23 protein-coding genes are annotated in these 24,130 nt (G+C 64.4%); 14 read left to right on the top strand and 9 right to left on the bottom strand.

What is annotated here, in order from left to right; all coding sequences use genetic code 11:
* Positions 1–40: 40 nt before the first annotated feature.
* A complete protein-coding gene (locus tag NKH99_RS23125) occupies positions 41–1,471 on the bottom strand; it encodes an FAD-binding oxidoreductase (protein ID WP_353015761.1) in 1,431 nt (476 codons plus the stop codon).
* Positions 1,472–1,489: 18 nt separating this feature from the next.
* Positions 1,490–2,470 (bottom strand): L-threonylcarbamoyladenylate synthase, encoded by a 981-nt coding sequence (locus NKH99_RS23120; RefSeq protein WP_353015759.1) that lies wholly within the window; start codon positions 2,468–2,470, stop codon positions 1,490–1,492.
* A gap of 201 nt (positions 2,471–2,671) precedes the next feature.
* On the opposite strand from NKH99_RS23120, the gene NKH99_RS23115 reads away from it, so the two are divergent.
* Positions 2,672–3,061: a hypothetical protein gene (locus NKH99_RS23115; RefSeq protein WP_353015757.1), complete on the top strand. Its 390-nt coding sequence runs from the start codon at positions 2,672–2,674 to the stop codon at positions 3,059–3,061.
* A 29-nt stretch (positions 3,062–3,090) separates the two neighbouring features.
* On the opposite strand, the gene glyS is transcribed toward NKH99_RS23115, so the two are convergent.
* On the bottom strand, positions 3,091–5,700 hold the full coding sequence (glyS, locus tag NKH99_RS23110) for a glycine--tRNA ligase subunit beta (RefSeq protein ID WP_353015754.1): 2,610 nt from the start codon (positions 5,698–5,700) through the stop codon (positions 3,091–3,093).
* Between the two features lie 262 nt (positions 5,701–5,962).
* Between glyS and NKH99_RS23105 the strand changes: the two genes are divergently transcribed.
* Complete coding sequence (locus NKH99_RS23105) at positions 5,963–6,136, top strand: hypothetical protein (protein ID WP_353015752.1); 174 nt, start codon at positions 5,963–5,965, stop codon at positions 6,134–6,136.
* On the opposite strand, the gene NKH99_RS23100 is transcribed toward NKH99_RS23105, so the two are convergent.
* Both NKH99_RS23100 and NKH99_RS23095 read right to left on the bottom strand, forming a co-directional pair.
* The gene (locus NKH99_RS23100; protein WP_353015750.1) at positions 6,133–7,200 is read right to left on the bottom strand and encodes a glycine--tRNA ligase subunit alpha; all 1,068 of its coding nucleotides are present in this window, start codon (positions 7,198–7,200) and stop codon (positions 6,133–6,135) included. The two genes, NKH99_RS23105 and NKH99_RS23100, sit on opposite strands and share 4 nt — an antisense overlap.
* A gap of 248 nt (positions 7,201–7,448) precedes the next feature.
* Positions 7,449–9,224 (bottom strand): tetratricopeptide repeat protein, encoded by a 1,776-nt coding sequence (locus NKH99_RS23095; RefSeq protein ID WP_353015815.1) that lies wholly within the window; start codon positions 9,222–9,224, stop codon positions 7,449–7,451.
* A gap of 334 nt (positions 9,225–9,558) precedes the next feature.
* On the opposite strand from NKH99_RS23095, the gene NKH99_RS23090 reads away from it, so the two are divergent.
* The 3 genes from NKH99_RS23090 (at position 9,559) to NKH99_RS23080 (ending at position 12,760) form a co-directional block, all read left to right on the top strand.
* Entirely contained in the window at positions 9,559–10,644 is a 1,086-nt protein-coding gene (locus tag NKH99_RS23090; protein ID WP_353015747.1) for a helix-turn-helix transcriptional regulator, read from the top strand.
* Between the two features lie 123 nt (positions 10,645–10,767).
* The gene (locus NKH99_RS23085) at positions 10,768–12,117 is read left to right on the top strand and encodes a YadA-like family protein (RefSeq protein WP_352768636.1); all 1,350 of its coding nucleotides are present in this window, start codon (positions 10,768–10,770) and stop codon (positions 12,115–12,117) included.
* 10 nt (positions 12,118–12,127) lie between these two features.
* Positions 12,128–12,760, top strand: coding sequence for a hypothetical protein (locus NKH99_RS23080; RefSeq protein WP_352470686.1), 633 nt, complete (start codon positions 12,128–12,130; stop codon positions 12,758–12,760).
* Between the two features lie 19 nt (positions 12,761–12,779).
* Here NKH99_RS23080 and NKH99_RS23075 read toward each other — a convergent pair whose 3' ends face one another.
* On the bottom strand, positions 12,780–13,385 hold the full coding sequence (locus NKH99_RS23075; protein ID WP_353015744.1) for a TetR/AcrR family transcriptional regulator: 606 nt from the start codon (positions 13,383–13,385) through the stop codon (positions 12,780–12,782).
* A gap of 104 nt (positions 13,386–13,489) precedes the next feature.
* Between NKH99_RS23075 and NKH99_RS23070 the strand changes: the two genes are divergently transcribed.
* Positions 13,490–14,923 carry an MFS transporter gene (locus NKH99_RS23070; RefSeq protein ID WP_353015742.1) on the top strand — a complete coding sequence of 478 codons (1,434 nt, stop codon included), beginning with the start codon at positions 13,490–13,492 and terminating at the stop codon, positions 14,921–14,923.
* A gap of 37 nt (positions 14,924–14,960) precedes the next feature.
* Here the strand turns inward: NKH99_RS23070 and NKH99_RS23065 are convergent, their stop codons facing one another.
* On the bottom strand, positions 14,961–15,977 hold the full coding sequence (locus NKH99_RS23065) for a polyprenyl synthetase family protein (protein ID WP_352612355.1): 1,017 nt from the start codon (positions 15,975–15,977) through the stop codon (positions 14,961–14,963).
* Positions 15,978–16,403: 426 nt separating this feature from the next.
* Here NKH99_RS23065 and NKH99_RS23060 point away from each other — a divergent pair, with 426 nt between their 5' ends.
* The 6 genes from NKH99_RS23060 to moaB all read left to right on the top strand — a co-directional run bounded on the left by NKH99_RS23060 (position 16,404) and on the right by moaB (position 20,098).
* Entirely contained in the window at positions 16,404–16,628 is a 225-nt protein-coding gene (locus NKH99_RS23060) for a putative signal transducing protein (protein WP_353015740.1), read from the top strand.
* The gene (locus tag NKH99_RS23055) at positions 16,628–17,428 is read left to right on the top strand and encodes a tRNA1(Val) (adenine(37)-N6)-methyltransferase (protein WP_352821210.1); all 801 of its coding nucleotides are present in this window, start codon (positions 16,628–16,630) and stop codon (positions 17,426–17,428) included. Before NKH99_RS23060 ends, NKH99_RS23055 begins: the two co-directional genes overlap by 1 nt.
* An 87-nt stretch (positions 17,429–17,515) precedes the next feature.
* On the top strand, positions 17,516–18,373 hold the full coding sequence (locus tag NKH99_RS23050) for a S49 family peptidase (protein ID WP_352470690.1): 858 nt from the start codon (positions 17,516–17,518) through the stop codon (positions 18,371–18,373).
* 81 nt (positions 18,374–18,454) lie between these two features.
* The gene (locus NKH99_RS23045) at positions 18,455–18,640 is read left to right on the top strand and encodes a membrane protein (RefSeq protein ID WP_023674078.1); all 186 of its coding nucleotides are present in this window, start codon (positions 18,455–18,457) and stop codon (positions 18,638–18,640) included.
* A gap of 26 nt (positions 18,641–18,666) precedes the next feature.
* A complete protein-coding gene (locus NKH99_RS23040) occupies positions 18,667–19,569 on the top strand; it encodes a 4-(cytidine 5'-diphospho)-2-C-methyl-D-erythritol kinase (protein ID WP_353015812.1) in 903 nt (300 codons plus the stop codon).
* Positions 19,556–20,098, top strand: coding sequence for a molybdenum cofactor biosynthesis protein B (gene moaB / locus NKH99_RS23035; protein WP_352456849.1), 543 nt, complete (start codon positions 19,556–19,558; stop codon positions 20,096–20,098). Before NKH99_RS23040 ends, moaB begins: the two co-directional genes overlap by 14 nt.
* Positions 20,099–20,131: 33 nt before the next feature.
* Here moaB and NKH99_RS23030 read toward each other — a convergent pair whose 3' ends face one another.
* Complete coding sequence (locus NKH99_RS23030) at positions 20,132–21,106, bottom strand: phytanoyl-CoA dioxygenase family protein (RefSeq protein WP_353015737.1); 975 nt, start codon at positions 21,104–21,106, stop codon at positions 20,132–20,134.
* Between the two features lie 189 nt (positions 21,107–21,295).
* Complete coding sequence (locus NKH99_RS23025) at positions 21,296–21,799, bottom strand: glycosyltransferase (RefSeq protein ID WP_352612343.1); 504 nt, start codon at positions 21,797–21,799, stop codon at positions 21,296–21,298.
* 151 nt (positions 21,800–21,950) lie between these two features.
* Between NKH99_RS23025 and NKH99_RS23020 the strand changes: the two genes are divergently transcribed.
* On the top strand, positions 21,951–23,105 hold the full coding sequence (locus NKH99_RS23020; protein WP_254818651.1) for a PA0069 family radical SAM protein: 1,155 nt from the start codon (positions 21,951–21,953) through the stop codon (positions 23,103–23,105).
* Positions 23,106–23,272: 167 nt separating this feature from the next.
* Positions 23,273–23,968: a ribonuclease HII gene (gene rnhB / locus NKH99_RS23015; protein ID WP_353015734.1), complete on the top strand. Its 696-nt coding sequence runs from the start codon at positions 23,273–23,275 to the stop codon at positions 23,966–23,968.
* Positions 23,969–24,130: the final 162 nt, after the last annotated feature.

Here is a 24,130-nt window from a genome sequence, read left to right as displayed (position 1 = left end):
TGGTTATCGGAATGCCAACCGGCGCAGGCCGGCGAAAGGATCAGATAACCTTACCCGGATTCATGATGCCGGCCGGATCGAAGGCGGCCTTCACCCTGCGCATCAGCTCGATCGCCATCGGCGGCGCCGTCGCGATCAATTCGTCCCGCTTCAACTGGCCGATGCCGTGCTCGGCCGAGATCGAGCCATGAAACGCGCGCACGACGTCGTGCACGGCCTTGTTCATGACGTGGTAAAGGCCGAGAAACGCCTCGTCATCGCCGTCGGCCGGCCGGGAGATGTTATAGTGCAGGTTCCCGTCGCCCATGTGGCCGAAGCAGACGACGCGCGCGCCGGGACTGACCGATTGCACGGCGCCGGCGGCCTTTTCAATGAAGGGCGGGATTGACGCCACCGGCACCGAGATGTCGTGCTTGATCGAGGCACCTTCCGGTTTCTGCGCCTCGGGCAGCACCTCGCGGAAATTCCAGAACGCATCGCCCTGGGCCATGCTTGCCGCGATCACCGCATCGCCGACGATCCCTTGCTCGAGGCCTGCCTCCAGCACCTCCTCGATCAGCGCCCTCGCATCGTCGGCCGAACGGCCCGACGAGATCTGCATCAGCACATACCACGGCCAATCGCCGGCAAGCGGCCGCACCACGCCTTGTGCGTGGGCAAGCGTGAAGTCGTAGGGCCTCTGGCCGATCAGCTCGAAGGCGGTGAGCGCTGCCCCTGCACGGTCCATCGCCAGGCTGAACAGCGACAATGCCGCCTCCGGCGATGACAGGCCGGCAAACGCCACCTCGCGCCCCTTGGGCTTGGGGAACAGCTTGAGCACGGCGGCGGTGATAATGCCGAGCGTACCCTCGGCGCCGACGAACAGGTTCTTCAGATCGTAGCCGGTATTGTCTTTTTTCAGCTTGCGCAGATCGTCGAACACTTCGCCGGTCGGCAGCACCACTTCGACGCCGAGGCAGAGCTCGCGCGCATTGCCGTAGGCAAGCACGCCGGTGCCGCCGGCGTTGGACGAGAGATTGCCGCCGATCTGGCAGGAGCCTTGCGCGGCAAGCGACAGCGGAAACAGCCGGTCGGCGGCATCGGCCGCTTCCTGCAACGTCTGCAGGATGACGCCGGTTTCGACCGTCACCGTGTTGGACAGCGTATCGATCTCGCGGATGCGGTTCAGCCGCGACAGCGACAGCACGATCTCGCGGCCAGATGCGTCCGGCACCTGGGCGCCAACCAGCCCGGTGTTGCCGCTTTGCGGCACGATGGGCGCGCCGGTTTCGGTCGCCAGCCGCATGATGCTGCTGACCTCCTCGACGCTCCCCGGCCTCAGCACCAAAGCCGTCCTGCCGTGCCAAAGTCCGCGCCGCTCGGTGAGGAAAGGCGCGATGTCCCGCTGATCGCGCAGCGCATATTTGTCGCCGACGATTGCCGCAAAGCGGGCGACGACGGCGGGGTCGAGATCGGGGGAAATGTCGTTCATGGGTGGAAACTATGGTGCTCAATCCATCTTGTCACGCGGGGCGATCTTGTCACGCGGGGCGGCGGCGCGCGAAAGCCGGTCATTGATCGCCTCGCCCAGCCCTTCGAACGGGATCGGCTCGACGGCGATGGTTTTGGCGCCACTGCCATCGAGATCCTGCAGATGGGCGAAGAGATTGCTCGCCGCCTCGCGCAGGTCGCCGGTCTCCGACAAATTGCGCAGGGCGGCTGCGTCGCGCCAGCCTTCGGCACGGCGGCGGCCGAAGGCCAGCAAGGCTTCGCCCGGTGCGACCTTCGCAGCATTGAGCCGCACCGCCGCACCTGGCGCATAGTGCGAGGCGAGCATGCCGGGTGCCTCGACGACCGAAGCGCCGCGCAGCAACTTTGACCCGGCCACTGCTTCGATCTCTTCGGCGGCAATGCCGCCCGGCCGCAGCAGCCGCAGCTTTCCAGCTTCGATCTTGACAATGGTCGATTCCAGACCGACCGGCGTCGCGCCGCCATCGACCACAAGCTTGATCCGGGGACCGAGATCGGCGGCCACGGCCTCGGCCGTCGTGGCGCTGATCCTGCCCGAGGAATTGGCGCTTGGCGCCGCCAGCGCGCGGCCGAACCTGGCGATCAGCTCGCCGCCAAAGCCTTTCGGCATGCGCAGCGCGATCGTTTCCAGACCGGCGGTGACCAGCGGATGAATGCCGTTGCCGGGCCGTTGCGGCAGCACCAGCGTCAGCGGCCCCGGCCAGAATGCCTGCGCCAATCTTTCCGACAGCGGATCGAACAGCGCGATGCGCTCGGCCATCGCCGGGTCGGCTATATGGGCGATCAGCGGGTTGAAGCGAGGGCGGCCCTTGGCTTCGAAGATGCGGGCCACGGCAACGCCATTGGTCGCGTCGCCGGCCAGCCCATAGACGGTCTCGGTCGGGATGGCGACGACATCGCCGCTCTCGAGCAGCGCCAACGCCCTTTCCATCGCCTCGCCGACGGCACGAATTTCAGCCACTGTCGTCACCTCACGGATGCGGGTGCCTAATACGCTGACGCCGACGGAGCAAGTCCGGGCGTAGGCGAATCGCAAATCGCTAAAATGCTATGTTTCCCCGCAAGCCGGCATCAACTGCCCTCGGCTAGGGTGCCGCCTTGTTGGGCAAGGGGAATTATCATGCTTTCGATGCGTATCCTTGGAGCGCTTGGTCTGGCGTTTATGGCCGGCACGGCACAGGCCTCGTCGCTCGTTTTTCTCGTGCAAACGACGGCGACGCCTTCGGTTGTAAATGCCGGCGCGCTCGAACGGGCGAAAACACCGTCGATCGTCGCGCTCGGTGAGAAGTTGCCTGACGTCAATGAAAACGTCACCGATGAAAAGGTCGCGGCGATCCCGAGCCAGCCGAGTCATGGCTTCGACGGAAGCCCGATGATCATCCGCGGCGGTATTGTCGGCGATGCCTTTGCAACGCCCGCGCCCAAAGCCGCGCCGGCCACCGCTGCCGCGCCCGCCGCGGACAGTAAGGCCGATCCAAAGGTCGCCAGCAAAACCCCTGAACCGGCTGCGCAGCAGCCTGCCCCGCTAGCAGCTCCCGACCAGCCGAAATAGCGCCACAAGCGATGATTTTTTCGCGAATGTCAGCCGGCTATCTTGGAGAAATCCGCGACCCGGTCGGTCGCTGCGCGGATGCGGGCGAGCAATGCCAGGCGATTGGCGCGCACCGCCTGGTCCTCATCGTTTACGAGGACTTTCTCAAAGAATGAATCAACCGGCTCGCGCAACACGCTAAGCGCCAGCATGGCGGCGGAAAAGTCTTCGTTTTGAATCGCTTCGCCGGCTTGCCTCTCGGCCTGATTCACCGCCGCGAACAAGGTTTTTTCGGCGTCCTCCCGGAACAGAGCCGGCTCAACGCTGCTTGCAATCGCCGTCGCCTTCTTCTCCTCGGCAGCCACGATGTTGGCCGCGCGCTTGGTGCCGGCAAGCAGGTTCCTGCCGTCCTCGCTGTCGAGGAAGGAGCCGAGTGCTTCGACGCGGCGGACGATTTGAAGGAGATCGTCGTTGGACGATTGGCCGATCTCCCCCCTAGAGGGGGAGATGCCCGGCAGGGCAGAGGGGGGCGCGACAGAATGAGAGGCCGGCGGGACAGCGCCCCCCTCTGTCGGCTGCGCCGACATCTCCCCCACGAGGGGGGAGATTGGGCGCGAACCTGCCGCCAGAACCGCGTCGATCAGATCATGCCGCGCGCCCTGGTCGCGGAGATAGACCTTGAGGCGATCGTGGAAAAAGGACAGGAGGTCGGCTTCTGCAGCATTAAATCTGTTTGCCCATTCTATCAGGAATGCCTTGTCTTCAGCTAAGATGGCTGCGACCTGACCAAACTTCCAATCTCCTGCGGAGGACATCGGAAGCATGCGACCGAGTTCCATAAATTTCTCAAATATTGGCCGGTACTTCTGATCAACGATCTGCCAGAAAACTCGAAGCCATGCTTTGTGCCAATCCTGCTCAAGGCGCAATCGAACCCCGTTCTCGACCAACATCCTGATCACCCCCAGCGCCGCCCGTCTCAGCGCATAGGGGTCCTTCGATCCGGTCGGCTTTTCATCAATCGCCCAGAAGCCGACCAGCATATCGAGCTTGTCTGAGAGCGCCACGGCGACCGATACCGGATCGGCGGGCACGCGATCGGACGGGCCCTGCGGCTTGTAGTGCTCCTCGATCGCGGCGGCGACGGAGGGGTGCTCGCCCTGCAGCAGCGCGTATTTGCGGCCCATGGCGCCTTGCAGTTCCGGGAACTCGCCGACCACTTCGGTGGTGAGGTCGGCCTTGGCGAGGACGGCAGCGCGGCGCGCCAGCGCGGTAATCTCCCCCCTCGAGGGGGAGATGTCGCCGAAGGCGACAGAGGGGGTCGTCTCGCGTGGAGCGCCAACTTCCTCTTGCTTCGAAAGGCCAGATCGCGTCGCGCCAGCCGGAGCGACCCCCTCTGGCCTGCCGGCCATCTCCCCCTCAAGGGGGGAGATCGACTGCGCCACGATCGGCGCCAGTTCTTCCGCCAGCCTGGCGATCCGCTCCACCCGCTCGCCCTGCGTGCCGAGCTTGGCATGAAACGTTACATTGAGGTGGTCGAGGCGGGCCATGCGCTGGTCGAGCGGCTTTTTGAGATCAAGTCCGACCTTTTGCGCCGATGCCTGCAGCTGGTCGAGATCCGGCAGGTCGCCCTGGTCGGTCTTCCAGAAATAGAGCGCGTCGGACAGGCGCGCGCGCACCACCTTGCCGTTGCCGTGGGCGATCTCCTTGCCGCCGTCCTTGGCGTCGATGTTGGCGGTCAGGATAAAGCGGTTGGAAAGCTCTTCGCCCGCGCCATGTGGCCGCGTCACGAAGCACTTCTGGTTGGCGCGGATAGTGAGCCTGATCACCTCAGCCGGAATGGCCAAAAAATCCTGCTCGAATTCGCCCATCAGCACGACAGGCCATTCGACCAGGCCCGACACTTCCTCCAGCAGCCCCTCGTCCTCGACAAGGTCGAGCCCGCTGGCGAAGGCGAGGTTCCTGGCATCGGCAAGAATGATCTCCTTGCGCCTGTCGGCATCGAGCACGACCTTGGCCGTCTCAAGCCTGGCGACATAATCGTCGAAGCGGCGCACCGTGATGGCGCCGGGCGCATGGAAACGGTGGCCGTAGGTGACGTTGCCGGAGCGGATGCCGTCGATCTCGAAATCGACGACCACCGGCTCCTCGGTTTCGGGGCCGAAGGTGCACAGGATCGATTGCAGCGGCCGCACCCAGCGGAGCGAGCCGGGCTTGGCCGAAGCCGGCCCCCAGCGCATCGATTTCGGCCAGGGGAAGTTGCGGATGATGCCCGGCACCAGCTCGGCGATGATCTGCTCCGCCGGCCTGCCCGGCCTGGAAATATGGGCGACGTAGAAGTCGCCCTTCTTCGGATCGGAATGAACATGCGCCTCGGCAATCGAGGCAAGGCCGGCCTTGCGCAGAAAACCCTGCACCGCCGGCTCGGTCGCCTTGGTCGAGGGCCCCTTGATCTCCTCGCTGATGTCCTTCGAGCGGGCGGTCAGGCCGCGAATGTCGAGCGTCAACCGGCGCGGCGTCCAATATTCGCGCGCCGCCTCATAGGTCAGCCCGGCGTCGACCAGCCCGTCGGTCAAAAGCTTCCTGAGATCGCCGGCAGCCTTGCGCTGCATGCGGGCGGGAATCTCTTCCGAACGGAGTTCTAAAAGCAGGTCGGGCATCGAAGGAACTCATGGACAAAAATAGCCGCCGCTTCGCGGCGACCTCCCCCATCGAGGGGGAGGTAAGCGGGGGCATAGCAACTCGGCTGGCCGCTGTCACCCTTCCCCGCTCGATCGGGACATCTAACGGCGATTTCCGAAAAAATTCAGCCGCCTGTCGGACACGCGCCGGTCCGCCCGTCCTTGGATCAAAGATTTCCCTGAACCGAACGCAGCGCTGAAGCGACCAACGCTCAGGCAGAGAGCTATTGGCTGACCGACCATGAGAACGGCATCGACATTCCTGCAGATCCTCGCGCTCAGCGCCTGCTTGACGGCGCAAGTTCATGGCACGTTCTCGATGCCCGGCGTCAGGCAGGCGCTGCGGACAATAGCCGGTGCAAGCGGCCAAGGCACGTTGCCAATCAGCACCCCTGCCGAAACCGCCTGGAGCTAAGCCGCCAAGCCGCCCGCCTGCGTCAGCAAAAACGCCTCGCCGCAGGCCTTGGCCAGATTGCGAACGCGCAGGATGTAACTCTGGCGCTCGGTGACCGAAATGACGCCGCGGGCATCGAGCAGGTTGAAGACGTGGCTGGCCTTGATACACTGGTCGTAGGCGGGGAATACAAGGCGGTGATATCCCTCCCCCTTGAGCGGAAGGTGGCCAGACAAGGTCTGGCCGAGAGGGGTCGCTCGTGCAGTGCTCGACGTTTTACTTGTGGTGCCTTCTGAGGTGACCCCCTCTGCCCGCTTCGCGGGCATCTCCCCCTCAAGGGGGGAGACAGGCGCGCCGGCTTCGAGCAGCGCCTTGCACTCGGCTTCGGCGTCCTCGAAATGCCTGAGCAGCATTGCGGTGTTGGCAAATTCGAAATTATGGCGCGAATATTCCTGCTCGGCCTGCAGGAAGACGTCGCCATAGGTCACCTTGTCGGCGCCTTCGCGGCCGTTGAAGTTGAGGTCGTAGACATTGTCGACGCCCTGCACATACATGGCCAGCCGTTCCAGCCCGTAAGTGAGCTCGCCCGCCACCGGGGCGCATTCGATGCCGCAGACCTGCTGGAAATAGGTGAACTGCGAGACCTCCATGCCGTCGCACCAGCACTCCCAGCCCAGCCCCCAGGCGCCCAGCGTCGGGCTTTCCCAGTCGTCCTCGACGAAGCGGATGTCATGCAGCAGCGGATCGATGCCGATCGCGGCCAGCGAGCCGAGGTAAAGCTCCTGCAGATTGGGCGGATTGGGCTTCAGGATCACCTGGTATTGGTAATAGTGCTGCAGCCGGTTCGGGTTCTCGCCATAGCGGCCGTCCTTGGGGCGGCGCGAGGGCTGGACATAGGCCGCGTTCCAGCGTTTTGGGCCGAGCGCGCGCAATGTCGTTGCCGGATGGAATGTGCCGGCGCCGACTTCCATGTCGTAAGGCTGGAGGACGACGCAGCCATAGTCCGCCCAGTAATTATGCAACGTCAGGATCAGCCCCTGGAACGAGCGGCTGGGGTGCATGTGGGCAGGGATATCAACGGTCACGGCGGCCTCCGGCGGGAAAGGCGGGATGCCGGCACGTCCTAGATGCCTGGCCAGCAAGCGTCAAGGCAGAGGGGTCAGGCCTTTGAAGGTGTTCCCTTCTCCTCTTGTGGGAGAAGGTGGCCGAGCGAAGCTCGGTCGGATGAGGGGTGTTCCAGCTTGGCACCGACGGCAATCCGCCCGACACCCCTCAACCGTCTCGGCGCTGCGCGCCGATCCACCTTCTCCCACAAGGGGAGAAGGAAGAAGGGTCACCCCTTAGGGGCGGGCGCCGGCAAGGGCTTTACGTTCGGGGTTTCCTGCGCCGTGTTGGATTCGATCGGCGGCAGGCCTTTCATCAGCTTTTGCTGCAAGGCGGCAAGCACATCCGGGTCCGGCTTCAGGTCGCGGGCCTGGTTCCACTGGAAGGTGGCTTCCAGCTTGCGGCCGACGCGCCAGTAAGCGTCGCCGAGGTGATCGTTGAGCACCGGATCCTCCGGCTTCAACGAAACGGCGCGTTCCATTTCGCGCACTGCATCGTCGAACTGGCCAAGGCGGTAATAGGCCCAGCCCAGCGAATCGACGATGTAGCCGTCGCTCGGCCTCAGGTCGACGGCCTTCTGGATCATCGCGAGGCCTTCCTTGAGGTTCATGTTCTTGTCGACCCAGGAATAGCCGAGATAGTTCAGAACCTGCGGCTGGTCGGGGTAGAGCTCCAGCGCCTTGCGGAAATTCGGCTCGGCCTTCGGCCATTCCTTCAGCCGCTCATAGGCGATGCCGCGCTGGTAGAAAATGTTCCAGTTGGCGGCGGTCGGCGTCTTCAGCACCTCGACCGCCTTGTCGTAAAGATTGGCGGCGGAGCGGAAATCATCCTTCGAGGAATAGACGCCGCCGAGCGCCAGATAGGCGCGCATGTCGTCTGGATGCGCATCGACGATGGCCTTGAGGTGAGTGATCGCCTCGTCGTTGCGGTCGAGATCGGCAAGGTTGAGGCCAAGCTGCAGGTCCGAAAGCTGCTTCAGCGGCGAGCCGGCGGGAATGCGGCGATAGAGCGCGATGGCGCCCTCGCCATCTTTCAACTGCTCGGCAACGGCGGCAAGCTGAACGAGCGCCGCGTCGTTGTCGGGCCGCAGCGCCAGGGCATATTGCAGATAAAGCCGCACGAACGGCTCGCCGCCGCCACGGTTGAGCGCGGTGGCGAGATCGAGTAGGATTTCCGAGGCGCCGTCCGACGGACCGGCAACGAAGGGCTCGATCTTTTCGCCCTTGTTGATCTTGTCGCGAAGGGACGCAATCTCGACCTTGCCGGGCGCAAACGCCTCGGCCTTGTCGAGCACCGACAGCGCCTTGGCCTTGTCGCCTTTGCGGGCGAGGAAAGAGGCGTAGGCCTGCGCGTTGCGCATCCATGTTTCGGGGGCCGCACCGCCGGCGGCCGTGTCCTGCACGGTGGCGGTGTAGAGCGCATCCGCCCTGTCGGGCAGGCCGGAGGCGTCGGCAATCAAGGCGCGGTGGAAGGACTTGAACAGGCTGAACCAGTCGGGGCCTTGCAGCTTGTCGATGGAAGCCATGGCCTCGCCGGCGTCACCCGCACCCTGCTTGGCCCAGCCGGTCATGACGCCGGAGATCAGCCGGTCGAGATCGGACTCGAGCGACAGCTTGAGCCAGTATTCGGCCTTGGAGAAATCCTTCTTGTGGAAGGAATCGATGGCCAGCGCCAGGCGCGAGAAGCGCTCGACATCGGGAACCGCCTTGAGCTTGTCGGCATAGACCAGGGATTCGTCGAAGCGCCCCTGCGCGATCAGCGACAGCATCAGGCTCTGCTGCAGTCCCGTATCGTTCGGATCGAACGCAAGCGCCTGCTTGTAATAGGAAATGGCGCTGTCGAGGTCGTTGTCGCCGTCGGCAATCCTGGCGGCGAGATAGGCCCCCGAGAAGGATGTGATCCTGACCGGCTCGGCGGTCTGTTTGGCATGCGCCGGCAAAGCCGAGATCGCCATGCCCGTCGCGATTGCCAGCCCCGTCAGCCAGCGCGCATATCCTTGCCGCATCATATCCCTTTCAGCCAAACGCCATCTCCGCGTCAGCGGGATCGCCGTAGACTCGATTTTTACAGGTAAAGCATGGCCTTTTTGGGGTCGTGCTTCAACCCGGCCCGAATTCACAATCGGGTCAAGCAATTAATAAACCATGCCGAAAGGGCCTGAACTGCGACTCTTGACCGCGTGGCGTCCGCTTTGGCGGTGCCTGCGCGGTGCTATTTCCCGACGCCGTAAGCGATCCATAAGCGCCAGCGGTTGAAAGCTTCCGCCATGCAACTTTGCGTGGCAGGATGTGCCCTCAGTTCTTGCCTCGCCAGCCGTCAGGGGGGTGCCGATGCTGGAAATGCCGCGAAACGAAGAAGCCTTCGCCATCGTCGACCGTATCTACGAAGCCGCATTCGCAGCCGAGCTGTGGCCGGATGCCTTGGAGGCGACCAGCGCGGTCTCGCGCTCGGCAAGCGGCGCGATCTTCATGATCAGCGATCATTCGCCGCTTCGCGCCATCGGCGAGGCGCGGGCCGAGCCCTTGATCGACGCTTTCATGGCAGATTGGAAATTTTCCGAGAGCGTGCAGCGCATGTGCAGCACTCAGCCGGCAAGCTTTGTGCGGGTCGACGACTTCATGACCGGCGATGAGATCGAGCGGGACCCGATCTACGCATGGGCAAGAAATTTCGGCGTCGGATCGCCCGTCTGCACGTCGATTCCCATGCCGAGCGGAGAGCTGGTGCTGTTCGTCTTCCAGCGCTGGCTGAAGGACGGCAAGTACGATCAAGCGGCGATCGACCTGCTGAACGGACTGCGTCCGCATCTGGCGCGGGCCGGCCTTGTTGCCGCGCGTCTTGGCATGGAACGCGCCAGGACCGCCGCATCGGCGCTGGGCGAAATCGGACTGCCGGCCGCTGTCATGAGCGGATCAGGCCGTGTGCTGACGGTCAACCGCCTGCTGGAAGATATGAAGGACGTGTTCATCCCCCAGGCCGGCGGCGGCATGGTGCTTGCGGACCTATCTGCAAACGCGCTTTTCCAGCAAGCCATCATGCACAACGACGACCATCGCGTTGTGCGGTCCATCCCTGTCCCAGCCGTTGAGGGGCGGCCTGCGCTGATCGTTCACCTTTTGCCGTTGCGCCGTGCCGCACATGACATCTTTTCGGGCGCGGATATCCTTGTCGCGGCAACTGCCGTCAGCATCAGCGCGACGGTGCCGTCGCCCGATATCCTTTCGGGCCTGTTCGACTTGACGCCGGCGGAAGCCCGGCTCGCCGTCGTGCTTGCCTCAGGCCGTTCCGTACAGGAAGCCGCCCTCGAAATCGGTATCGCCGTCAAATCGGCCCGTACTTATCTCGAGCGAATTTTTCGGAAAACCGGAACCAGTCGCCAAAGCCAGATCGTGGCGCTGCTGACGAGCGCGCGGCCGTTTTCGTGATTTCGGTCAGTCAACCGGCCCGACGTTGCAAGATTGCAACAGCCAGGACTGAAAACGCTGCAAGAACAGGGGGAATGCCGCGAAGTGTAGGCATTTGCCGACTGTCCGGCCGTTGCCGGCTTCATGCATGGTCCATCTCATCGGGAGCTTTGCGATCGGCCGGCGCCGTTCTGGAAAGAAGGGGATAATTCGATGAAGAGCCGTGTTGTAGAAGGCTTTGAGTGGTCGGCTGCATTGGGGGCTGCCGGCATCCTGATGTCGTCCCGCGTGCCGGTTCGCGGGGCCGGAGCTTTGGTGATAGCCGCGGCAGCCGGCCTGGTGGCCCTCGCGCCGACTCCGGCGGCTGCGTTTGTGTGTGAAGATATAAATTATGGCGCAGATGGCGCCGGGGCTTCGCCCACCGGTATGGCATGCGGAACTATCGCCCAAGCTGCGGGCGGATCCTCGACGGCGGTCGGCGGTAGAGCCGTTTCTGATGGAGACCTCAGTACCGCTCTTGGCGATGATGCGTGGGCCGGGGGAATCTCGGGTCCCATCAACCATAACAATGCAAGCACGACGGCTATCGGCGCCCGTGCTCAGGCTGGTGCGGGAGGCCCTAACCAGGCCAACGCTACCGCTCTTGGCGCCTCGGCCAAGGCGAATGCGGTGAATGCCACCGCCCTCGGCACCGGTGCGACGGCCAATTTTGCCGATTCAGTCGCCGTAGGCCAAGGTGTGACCACGACACGCGCCAATCAGGTGGCTATCGGCAACAGCAGCGCCACCTACACTCTGTCGGGCATCAACAGCGCAGCCAGCAGGGAGGCCCAGAGCGGACCGAAATACCTGGTGACGTCCGACGCCGCGGGCAATCTGGCGACCGCTTCCGTGAACATCGACGAACTCGAAGGACTGGCCGACGACGTTGCAGCCCATACCACCCAGATCGCCTCGCTCAACACCACGGTAAGCAGCCACACGATGCAGCTTGCCGATCACGAGACGCGCATTGTCAACAACACCAACCAGATCAACGCGCTCAACACGACGGTCGGCAATCATACGATCCAGCTTGCCGATCACGAGGCGCGTATCACCAACAATACCAACACGCTCAACCTGCACACCGCGCAGATTTTCAGCCTCGACAGTCGCACCACGATCAACGAGGCTAACATCGCCCTGCTCGACGGCCGCGTCAGCGCGCTGGAGGGCGGGTTGCAGAACCTTGGCGAGCAGGTCAGCGAAAACCGCTCGGAAGCCCGCGCCGGAACGGCGCTTGCGCTGGCGACGGCGGGATTGCGTTACGACGACAGGCCCGGCAAATTGTCGCTGGCCGGCGGCTTTGGCCATTTCAAGGGCCAGTCGGGCCTGGCGCTCGGCCTTGGCTATAGCACGAGCCTGGATTTCCGCCTCAACGCCGCCGTGTCGGCCTCCACCAACCGTGGCGATGTCGGCGTCAGCGTCGGCGCATCGTGGACACTCAACTGATGCAGCGGGCATGACCTCAATCTTGCCGGGATCGGTGCGGCCGACGGGCAGAATGTTGCTGGCCGCCTTGGTGCTGACGGCAGCCGTTCCGCAGCTTGTCCAGCCTGCCCTGGCGCAAACGTCGAAAATCCAGAAATCGGCCAAGCCCCAGGCGCCGAAGCCGGCCAATATCGACCGCAACGGCGTGCTGATCCTGGTGCGCGGCTCGCTGCTGGCGCTCGACCATGCCAACAAGACGGGGAATTACACGGTGCTGCGCGATCTCGGCGCGCCGGGCTTCCAGACCAACAATGCGGCCAAGCTTGCCGAGATCTTCGCTAGCCACCGCAATGACGGCATCGACCTCGGCGGCGTCGCGGTGCTGGAGCCGCAATTGACGCTGCTGCCGCAGATCGAGTCCAACGGCATGTTGCATATGGCCGGTTTCTTTCCCTCGGTGCCGATGCAGGTCAATTTCGAGCTGTTGTTTGCGCCGGTCGAACGGCAATGGAAGGTGTTCGGCATCTCGGTCGCGCTCAGCAAGGCCGGCCCCGAAGCGCCGGCGACGGAGCCGCAACCGCCAAAGCCTGTCGCCACCGAAATACCCGACCCGCCGACGCCGGCGGTCAATCCCAGAAGGGCCGCCGAACAAGCCGGCAAGTGAGGCGTCACGGCCCTGAAACTCAGGACGTTTGCGAAAGGCTTGCGTCGAGCGCCTGCATGGCGACGGTGACAAGATCGTGCAGCCGCTTTTTCGGCACGCCGTCGCGTGCCTGCACCGAAAGGCCGTGCAGCAGCGTGGCGTAATAATCCCCCAACGTCTCGGCGTCGGTGTCCGGCTTCAATTCGCCATCGCGCACCGCCTGCTTCAACCGCTCGACGATCGATGCGGTACGCGCCAGCCGATGCTCCGCCAGCCATTGCAGCACGGCGTCATTTTCGACGGCGCAATTGGTCGCGGCCGTCACCACCATGCAGCCCTGCGGCTGCCTCGGCCGCGTATAGATTTCGACAGCGTCGCGAAGCATGCGCTCGATGACGCGCCGGACATTTGGTTCTTCCTGCAGTGCGCGTGTGGCGAAGCCGCCCTCATTGGCCTCGTAAAGTGCCACCGCTTCCCGAAACAGATCCTCCTTCGAGCCGAAGGCGGCATAGATGCGCGCCGATGCGAGACCAAGCGCCGATACGAGATCGGCCATCGAGGTGCCCTCGTAGCCGCGTCTCCAGAAAGCGTCGCGGGCTTTCTCCAGCGCCTGGTCGCGGTCGAACTCCCTTGGCCTTCCCGCCATGGCGGTCTCCAATTTTTGTCGATCAACAAATAATCCGCTTGACTTCGGATTGCAAATCTCAATTCTTTGTCGATCATTAAATAATTGTCGACAAGGAGACCGGCATGAGTTCACTGGATCAAGGCGCGCCGCTCGGGGCGATAACGCAGGGAGCAAGCAGGGCGAAACATGGCGCAACGCTGGCGCTGCTCGCCTTCGCGCAGCTCATCATCTCGCTCGACCTCAACATAGTCTTCGTGGCGTTGCCGGAGATCGGCGCCGGCCTCGGATTTTCAGGCCAGACCCTGCAGTGGGTGGTCAGCGCCTACACCGTCTTCACCGGCGGCTTCCTGCTGTTCGGCGGCCGGGCCGCCGACCTGATCGGCCAGCGCCGCGTCTTCATCTTCGCGCTCTGGCTCTACGCGCTCTCATCTCTGGTCGGCGGCCTCGCCTGGTCGCCGGAAATCATCATCGCGGCCCGCGCCGTGCAAGGCATCGGCGCCGCGTTCCTGTTTCCTGCGACGTTGTCGCTGATCAACCGCCTGTTCGCCGAGGGACCGGAACGCAACCGGGCGCTCGCCGTCTGGGGCGGCGCGGGCGCCAGCGGCCTGACGCTCGGTTCGCTTGCCGGCGGGTTTCTGACCAGCGCCTTCGGCTGGCCGTCGGTCTTCTACGTCAACGTGCTGTTGGCCGGGATCGCCATCATCGCGGCTTTCGCCATCATCCCGCGCGATCGCAAGCGGCACGAGCAGCGCAGCTTCGATCTGCCGGGCGCGCTGACCGTCACCGCCGGCGCGACGCTGCTTGTCTTCACCCTGGTTCAGGGGCCCGAATATGGCTGGGGCTCTGGCGCAATCATCGTCAGCGCAGCACTGGCGGCATTCTTCCTGATCGCCTTCACCGTGATCGAGGCCAACAGCGCCGACCCGCTGATGCCGCTGCGCCTGTTCCACAACCGCAGCCTCGTCGCCGGCATGACGATAACCTTCCTCTACATGGCCACTTTCGGCGCGCTGCCCTACTTCCTCACCGTGCTGCTGCAGAACGTGCACGGCTTCACTGCCTTGCAGACGGGCCTCGCCTTTCTCGTGCCGTCGGTCGCCATCGCCACCGGCACGCAACTCGGCGAGCGTCTGGCAACGCGCTTTTCGACGCGCAGCACCCTGGTCGGCGGCATGATCGTCGGCGCGGTCGGCACAGCATTGATGGTATCAGGCGCGACTGCCGACAGCAGCTATCTGGCCCTCGTACCCGGCCTGATCGTCTCCGGCGTCGGACAAGGCATCGTCTGGACCGCAATGTGGATTGCCGCCGCTTCCGGCGTTGCCCATGACCAGCAAGGCGTCGCCTCGGGGATGGCTTCGACGACGCTCAATGTCGGCAACGCCATCGGCATGGCCGTGCTGATTGCGATTGCGAACAGCCAAATCGGCGAATTGTCCGGCGATGCGTTGAAAATTGCCGTCGCCGACGGCATCCAGGTTGCCTTCCGGCTCGCGGCGGGCGGCATCGTCGTCAGTTTGCTGGCAGCAATAGTGCTTCCGGCAAAGGCTCGATGAGAACAGGCGGCGTCCCGGCCTCGCGCCGCGACGCCTGTCAATTCACCCGGCTGATGCAGAAATCGATGACGTCGATCAGTGCAGACTTCTGCGGCGTCGCCTCGAGCGGCGCCAGCGCGTCGCGGGCTATCTCGCCGAAATGGCGGGCGCGCCCGATGGTGTCGGCAATCGCCCCGTGGCGGAGCATCAGGCCGATGGCCTTTTCCAGCCCGGCATCGTCGGCGGCATTGTCCTCGATGGCGCGTTTCCAGAAGCTGCGCTCGGCCTTGGTGCCGCGCCGATAGGCGAGGATCACCGGCAGCGTCACCTTGCCCTCGCGGAAATCGTCGCCGACGTTCTTGCCGAGATCCTTGCTGGTGCCGCCGTAATCCAGCGCGTCATCGATCAGCTGGAAGGCAAGGCCGAGATTCATGCCGTAGGAGCGGAGTGCTGCGCGATCGTTGCGCGTCGCCTGGGCGATGACCGGGCCGACCTCGGCGGCAGCCGAGAACAGCGCCGCGGTCTTGGCCTTGATCACCGCGAAATGCTCGTCCTCGGTGGTCTCGAGGTTTTTGGCGGCGGCAAGCTGCATCACCTCGCCTTCGGCGATGATCGAAGCAGCGCTGGACAGGATGTCGAGCGCTTCAAGCGAGCCGACATCGACCATCATGCGAAAGGCCTGGCCGAGCAGGAAATCACCGACCAGAACACTGGCCTGGTTGCCCCAGATCATGCGCGCCGTCTTCTTGCCGCGCCGCATGCCGCTTTCGTCGACGACGTCGTCGTGGAGAAGTGTCGCGGTATGCATGAATTCGACCGATGTGGCGAGCTTGACATGGCCGTCGCCGGAATAGCCGAACATCTGGGCCGCGGCGAGCGTCAGCATCGGCCGCAGCCGTTTGCCGCCCGACGAGATCAGATGGTTGGCTATCTCCGGAATCATCTCGACATCGGAGCCGGCCTTCGACAGGATCAATTTGTTGACGCGCCCCATGTCGGCCACGGTCAGGTCGATGAGGTCCTTTATCGAGGCGGCTTCGCGCTTCCCGTTTTCAATGTTGAGAACGACACCCACGGCAAAACTCCCAACCTCGATATGCACGACGGCAACATGGTCCCTGAACAGACTCTAGGGTGTCACCCACCGGCGCGGCAAGAGGCGAATTGGCGCGCCGGCTCTGGTACATGATCACGCCTACGTTTACATCAACGCCGCAAACTGCGAGTTTAGGGCCATGATCTATCGATATGATCGAAATGGTGTGAGGCCATCTGTCCGGATACGCGGAGCGAAGGCGCAGGAAGCCATTCGGCTTTCAAGTCCTTCGCGACAAAGTAGCCGGGCAGATGGACCACATCCTCCGGACGCCGAAACGGCTGCAAGCTGCGTCGTCGAACCGCTCGGCCGGGGGAAAGACCCCGACCTTCACGCTTCTCCTCGCATCTTCTTGCCGTTTCAGGCGCCATTTCGACCATATCGATAGATCATGGCCCTAATCCGATGATAGAGCTCATCCGCACCAACGACGCCGTCATCATTTCGTTTGTCGAATCGCTGATGCGCGATGCCGGCATCGGCTGTTTCGTCGCCGACCAGAACATGAGCGTCCTCGACGGCTCGATCGGCATCCTGCCCCGCCGTGTCATGGTGGACGCCGACAAGGCCGATGCGGCGCGGCGCATCCTGACGGATGCCGGCATCGCTAACGAGATCCGCCAAAGATAATGTCCGCGTCGCCCGCTGCCCTTGTCCCGGACATGCCGGCTCATACGGTCGATGCCTTTCATCGCGGTCGCTTCTGGCTGGTGCAGCCGAGAAAGGCGGGCCACCGCGCCGGCATGGATGCGATGATGCTGGCGGCTGCCGTGCCGTCCTCCTTCGCCGGGCGGCTTGCCGATTTTGGCGCGGGCGCTGGTGCGGCCGGCCTGGCGGTCCTGTCGCGCTGCCCCGGTGCCGCGGCCGTGCTCATCGAGCGTTCCCCGGAAATGGCGGCCTTCGCCACCACCACGCTTGCCCACCCCGGCAATGCGCATCTCAGCGACCGCGCCTCGGTGCTCGTCGCCGATGTCGCGCTGTCGGGCCGGGCGCGAACGGCCGCCGGACTTGAGGACAACAGCTTCGATTTCGTCATCATGAACCCGCCGTTCAATGCCGCCGAGGATCGCGCGACGCCCGATCCGCTGAGAAAGGCCGCGCATGTCTCGGAGGATGGGCTGTTCGACAGCTGGATCCGCAGCGCGGCCGCGGTGGTCAGACCGGGCGGCGGGCTGGCCGTCATCGCCCGGCCGGAACAGCTCGGCGCCATCCTCGATGCCATCGCCGGCCGCTTCGGCGATGCCGAGATGCTGGCCGTCCATCCTCGCCCCGAAGCGGCGGCGATCCGCATCGTCGTCCGGGCAGCACTCGGCGCACGCGGCAAACTGTCGATCCAACCACCGCTGATGCTGCATGCCTATTCAGGCAATGGCCCTTCGGAGCGGGCAGAGCTGATCAATAACGGGCTGGCGTCGCTTTTCGGAGACTGATCCATTCTGATTGCCGGGGTGACGGCATTGCCGTTGCCCGGCGAATTCCTACATGCCTCAAGCAAATCGACCGGAGACCGCCCCCTCGTGAAACGCCTTTTCAACCGCCTGCTGCCGAAATCCTGGCGCTCCGCCGTCGTCACCATTCCGGTCATCCGCCTGCACGGCACCATCATGCCCGGCGGCGGCCAGTTCCGGCCGAGCCTGTCGCTCGCTTCCACCGCCGGCCTTCTCGAAAAGCTGTTTTCCTTCGACGCGCCGGCGGTCGCCATCTCGATCAACTCGCCAGGCGGCTCGCCGGTGCAGTCGCGGCTGATCTTCAGGCGCATCCGCGACCTGGCGAGCGAGAAGAACAAGAAGGTCCTGGTTTTCGTCGAGGACGTGGCGGCGTCGGGCGGCTACATGATTGCGGTCGCCGGCGACGAGATCTTTGCCGACCCGTCCTCCATCGTCGGCTCGATCGGCGTGGTGTCGGCCTCGTTCGGCTTTCCGGAGCTGTTGAAGAAGATCGGTATCGAGCGCCGCGTCCACACCGCCGGCCAGAACAAGGCGGTGCTCGACCCGTTCAAGCCGGAAAAGAAGGAGGACGTCGAGCGCCTGAAGGCGCTGCAACTGGAGGTCCACGAGACCTTCATCGACCTCGTCAAGGACAGGCGCGGCAGCAAGCTCAAGGACGATCCCGACCTGTTCACCGGCCTGTTCTGGACGGCCAAGAAGGGGCTTGAACTCGGGCTGGTCGATGCGCTCGGCGACATGCGCAGCGTGCTGAAGAGCCGTTTCGGGCCGAAAACCCAGCTCAAGCTGATCACCGCGCCGCGCGGCCTGTTCGGCCGCTTCGGCCTGTTCGGCTCGAGCTTTTCGGCGCCCGATGTCGCCGCCGCCGCGGCAAGCGGCGTCATCGATGCGGCGGAAGAGCGCGCGCTGTGGGCGCGCTTCGGGCTTTGAAAAGCCGGTGAAAGCGTCTAGCATTAATCATCAACCGACCCGACCGGCGGCCTTGCCGGCCTTGCGAGGGAGGAGTTTGACATGCCGCAGATCATTTTCTTCGCCGTCGTCGGCATTGCCGCCTATTTCGGCTACCGCTCCTTCGTCAGGGAAGCCGAGCGTGTGACCGCCAAGGTGCGGCGTACCGAAAAGCAGGCCGCCAACGGTACAATGGGAACATTGGTCAAGGACCCGAAGACCGGCGAATACCGTCTGGCCAAGGATTGACCGTCGTCCCCCTCGCGGCCGAGCCAGTGAACGCCGAGGCCAGCATCCGGGCGTCGCATGCGCACGCCAAGATAAATCTCGCGCTGCACGTCACCGGCCAGCGCGCCGACGGCTATCACACGATCGAAAGCCTGGCTGTGTTCACGCGCTTCGGCGACCGCATCGAAACGGAACTTGCCGACAGCGATGGGTTTTCCATGTCCGGCAAATACGCCTCCGCGGTGCCGGTCGACGACAATAATCTGGTGGTGAGAGCGCGCGATGCACTGCGGCGCGAGGCCGGTCCCCAGCACGCACCGGCTGTCGCCATCAGGCTCGAAAAGAACCTGCCGGTCGCGTCCGGTGTCGGCGGCGGGTCGAGCGATGCGGCGGCTGTGCTGCGCGCCCTGGTCCAGACCTGGAGGCTCGACATCGGCGATGCCGAACTGGCGCGGATCGGCCTGTCGCTCGGCGCCGACGTGCCGATGTGCCTCGCAGCCAGACCGCTGATAGCCCGCGGCATCGGCGACGAGCTGACGCTCGTGCGGGGTTTCCCGGCGCTGGGTCTGGTGCTCGTCAATCCCGGCACTGCCGTCTCGACGGCCGACGTGTTCGAGGCGCTTGGCCGCCGCGACAATGCGGGGCTGCCGCCGCTGCCGCGCAACCTCGACTTCCACAGCATCCGCAACTGGCTGGAGATCACCCGCAACGACCTCGAGCCTGCGGCGCGCGCAATCCAGCCCGCCATCGGCAAGGCGCTTTCCGTGCTCAACAAGGCCGGAGCCGGTTTTGCCAGGATGTCCGGTTCAGGCGCCACCTGCTTCGGGCTGTTCGAGACCGGCAATGTGGCCAAGCGCGCGGCCATCGATATCCGCGGCCGCCATCCCGACTGGTTTGTCGCGGCGACGCGAAGCGTGACATCGGAGGTTGATGCCCATGGCCAGGATTGACGAGAGCCGCCCCTTCGTTCCCGTGCGCATCGCGGTACTGACCGTTTCCGATACGCGCAGCCTCGCCGACGATAAATCCGGGCAGACGCTGGCCGACCGCATCGCCGAGGCCGGCCATGTCCTGGCCGCCCGCGACATCGTCACCGACGACCGCGACAAGATCCGCGATAAGGTCCTGGGCTGGTCGAAGGACGATGCGATCGATGTCGTCATCACCACCGGCGGCACCGGCTTCACCGGCCGCGACGTGACGCCGGAAGCGCTGGAGCCGATCTTCGAAAAGCGCATGGACGGCTTTTCCGAAGTGTTCCACCGCATCTCCTACGACAAGATCGGCACTTCGACGATCCAGAGCCGGGCAACCGGCGGCGTCGTCAATGCCACCTTCGTCTTCGTGCTGCCGGGCTCGCCCGGCGCCTGCAAGGACGCCTGGGACGGCATTTTGAAGCCGCAGCTCGACTACCGGCACATGCCCTGCAACTTCGTCGAGATCATGCCGCGGCTGGACGAGCATTTGCGGCGCGGCTGAGACGAACCGAGGTATCAGCCAAGCGACCTCGGTTTAGCGAATGACCGGCTCGCCGTGAAAACGCCGGCGCGAGGGCGGCGAGACGCCGAAGCCAACCTCCATCATCAGCCGCGGCGTGCGCGTCGGCACGGTGCCCATATGGAAGCCGAACGGATCCTCGACAAAGCCGAGGCCGGCCGGCCCGGTCAGCATGACCGGGCTCTGCTCGCCGTAGACGCCCAGCACCTCTTCCGCCGAATGGCCGACCAGCAGCGTCAGCTGATGCTTCAGGATGCGGCGGTTGTGGGAGCCGCGGACATAGACATGCGGCCCAGTGTCGGCGTCGACCGGCACCAGGTAGAAAAAGAATTTCAGCATGCGCCAGTCGTCGAGGTCGAAATGGTATTTGCCGAGCGAGGCCATGTTCTTGTCGGCGTCCGAGACGCCACCGGTCGGAAAGCTCCACCAGACGCGGGTGGTGATCAGCTTGGCCTGGCTGCCGAGATAGTGCGCTGCGATATCGAGAAGCAGCGGATCGCGCTGCACGGCGACCGCAGCGTTGCAGTCGAGGACCCGTTCGAAATAGTGACCGCTGAGCAGCGGGCGGCCGAAATGCTTTTCGGCATCGGCGTGTTTTTCGGGCAGGAATTCCAGCCGACGGTCGAAATTGCCGAAGCATGGCGTGCGCTCGGCGAAGCGGACAATCTCCTCATGGATGGCGGCCGGCAGCATCAGGCCCGAATAGAGCCCCTCCGTCCGCAGCGCGCCGACGACGGCATCGCGATCGACGCCGGCGAACATCGTTTCACCGACATTGCGCGCCGGCGGAACGGGCTTTGCACCGCGCCAGTGCAGGCGCCGCGCCGGCATGGTGCGGGCCAGCATGAACATCGGCAGCCATGCCGGATTCTCGCGAAGGTCGGAAAGATAGGTCGGGATGCGGGCGGCGATGCGGCGCAGCGTGCCGCCGTTTCGTGCGATCGCCTCGAGGCTTGCAGCGCCGGACTTGTCAGGGCTTGAAAGGGTCATCGGGGTCCTCAAAAATGTCGAGGGAACAGCATCGACGTTAGTCGTCGCCGCTCCGGCACACCCCAAACCCTATTCGCCCATATCGCCGGGAATGGTAACCCCCGGCCAGATTTTGTGCAATGCACAATAAACGACGACCCGCCAGAAAATGTGCTTAGGCGGAGTTCCCATAACCGGGACGGTAAGCCGTCACTTCCGCGGCGCGACCCAGATCTCGGCGTGGAGCCTCCTGGTCGCCAGGCCGCGGGCGATCGCTTCGGCGCTGCGGGCGTTCTTCGACAGCGCCGCGGCCTGACGCTTGCTGATCACCAAGCCTTCGGCGAGAGCGCGATTTCCGGCAAAGACGCGCGACAGGAACGGCGTGCGGCTGCCGCGTGCCCGCGAGAACCGCGCCGCCATGGTTTGCCTGGCGGTATGGGCGACGACCTCGTCGATCCAGCCCTCTCCCAGCCGCGCGCCCGGTTCCAGCAAGAGCAGCCAGTCGCCCTTGGCCTGCCTGATGCCGGCGGCGATGCCGCCGCTGACATAGTGGCAGCCGGCATGTTCGGCGACGCGGTGCGTCTGATCGGTCGAGCCGGTGTCGCAGACGAGAACGTCGCGCACCACGCCTTCGACCGCGCCGCCGATCAGCGAGGCGAGCGTGCGGGCAAGGCCCTCCTCGTCATTCAGGGTTTCGATCAGGACGCTGAGCATGTTTAGCCGAATAGCGGAAAGCGGTGGGTAGCGCCAGTTTTTGCGGCGCACCGCGAGAAAGTTCTTGCTTTGTTCTCATCGATACGATAGGAATACATTCATGAGCAGAGCGATTCGACAGCGGGCGGACAGTCCCTGGGAAAGGGCCAAGATGGAACAGATCGTGCGTGCCGATATTGCAGCCTTCGGCGCTGGCAGGGCCGAAATGGCGAATGCGATGATCGAGCAGAGCGGCATGCGTGTCCGTCCGGACCGCAACCGCGGCAGGTCGGCGGGCATCAATCCGTCCGGCCGTTTCGAGCCGGTCAGCCGACACGTGTTCGACGATGGATGGAATTCGCTGGAGGAGCTGCCGCCGTTCAAGACCGAGGTACAGGTCGAGAAGCCGCGCACCATCATCACGCGCAACGAATCGCCCGACATCTCCTTCGACCGCTCGATCAATCCCTATCGCGGCTGCGAACATGGCTGCGTCTATTGTTTCGCGCGGCCGACGCACAGCTTCATGGGTCTGTCGCCGGGGCTGGATTTCGAATCGAAGCTGTTTGCCAAGCCGGATGCGGCGCGGCTGCTCGACAAGGAATTGTCCAGGGATAATTACCAGCCGCGCACCATCGCCATCGGCACCAACACCGATCCTTATCAGCCGATCGAGAAGCAATACCGGATCATGCGCGAGATCCTCGAAGTGCTGGAGGCGCGCGGGCATCCGGTCGGCATCGTCACCAAATCGGCGCTGGTGACACGCGATATCGACATTCTGTCACGCATGGCCGAACGCGGGCTGGCCAAGGTGGCATTGTCGGTGACGACGCTCGACCGCATGCTGGCGCGCACCATGGAGCCACGCGCGTCGACGCCGACCAAGCGGCTGGAGGCGATCAGGCAGCTTTCGGACGCCGGCATTCCGGCCTCGGTGATGGTCGCGCCGATCATCCCCGGACTGACCGACCCGGAAATGGAGCGCATCCTCGATTCGGCGCAGGCAGCGGGCGCGCGTGAAGCCGGCTATGTGCTGCTGCGCCTGCCGCTGGAGGTCGCGCCGATCTTCAAGGACTGGCTGCTGCGCCACTATCCCGACCGCTATCGCCACGTCATGTCGCTGATCCGTTCGATGCGCGACGGCAAAGACTACGATTCGGAATGGGGCAAGCGCATGAAAGGCTCCGGTCCCTATGCCTGGCAGATCGGCCGGCGTTTCGAGATAGCTGCCAAACGGCTCGGCCTCAACGCCGAGCGGCGCTCGCTCAGGACCGACCAGTTCGTCCCCGCCGCCAAGGCTACCGAGCAGCTGATGCTGCTGTGACAAAGCGTCTCGCGCCAGCCGCTTGAAGCGGCCGCAGCAGGCGAAAAATCCCGTCCGGCCTGTCCTGTCCCCGGGCTTGCAGACGGTAGCCCCCTCCTGGTCCGGTGCCCCGCCCGACCCGGAGGGGACTTGCGGAGAATCGGAGCCGATGCGAACCTCGCCGCACCATGGCTCGCCCGCGTTCCGATTCTCCGCTTCTCTTCGAAATCGTCGAGAAACCCGACTTCTCGTTCGAGACGAGGGCGATGGCCGAAGGCCTTTGGCCGGTGGCGGGGATGGACGAGGCCGGCCGCGGCCCGCTCGCCGGGCCGGTGGTGGCGGCAGCGGTGGTGCTCGATCCCGCCAACATCCCCGATGGCCTCGATGATTCCAAGCGGCTGACGCATTTGCAGCGTGAGGCGCTGTTCCTGAAAATCCTCGGCTCCGCGCTCGCCGTATCGATGGCGTCGGTCAGTGCCGAAGGCATCGATGCCTCCAACATCCTCAAGGCCAGCCTGGAGGCGATGCGCCGTGCCGTGGCCGCCCTGTCAATCCGGCCGAAGCTGGCACTGGCCGACGGCCGCGACGTGCCGCCCGGCCTGCCCTGCGAGGGCAAAGCACTGATCAAGGGCGACCAGCGCTCGCAGTCGATCGCCGCAGCCTCGATCGTCGCCAAGGTGATGCGCGACCGCATGATGTGCGGCTGCGGCAGCCATCATGCGCGTTACGGCTTCGAATTGCATATGGGCTACGCCACTGTGCGCCATCGCACGGCGATCGATCTGCATGGACCAGTGGCGCGGCTGCACCGCGCCTCCTTCGCGCCGTTCCGGTTCGGCGGCACCGAGGTGCTCGAGGAAGAGGGTTTTTCGGGTTTGGATTGAGCGATTCGGCAAGGTGTGATCTCCCCCCTCGAGGGGGAGATGGCCGGCAGGCCAGAGGGGGTCGCCTCGCGTGAAGCAGTTGTGTGCGTCAAGTTCTGCAAAAATGGCGTGGCATTGCGGTGACGTTGGCGTGTCCGCCGCGCAGCCCCCGTGTTTAGCGGA

It is taken from the genome of Mesorhizobium sp. M0854, assembly GCF_040319815.1.
Lineage (GTDB): Bacteria > Pseudomonadota > Alphaproteobacteria > Rhizobiales > Rhizobiaceae > Mesorhizobium.
This window is presented reverse-complemented; position numbering and strand designations above follow the sequence as displayed.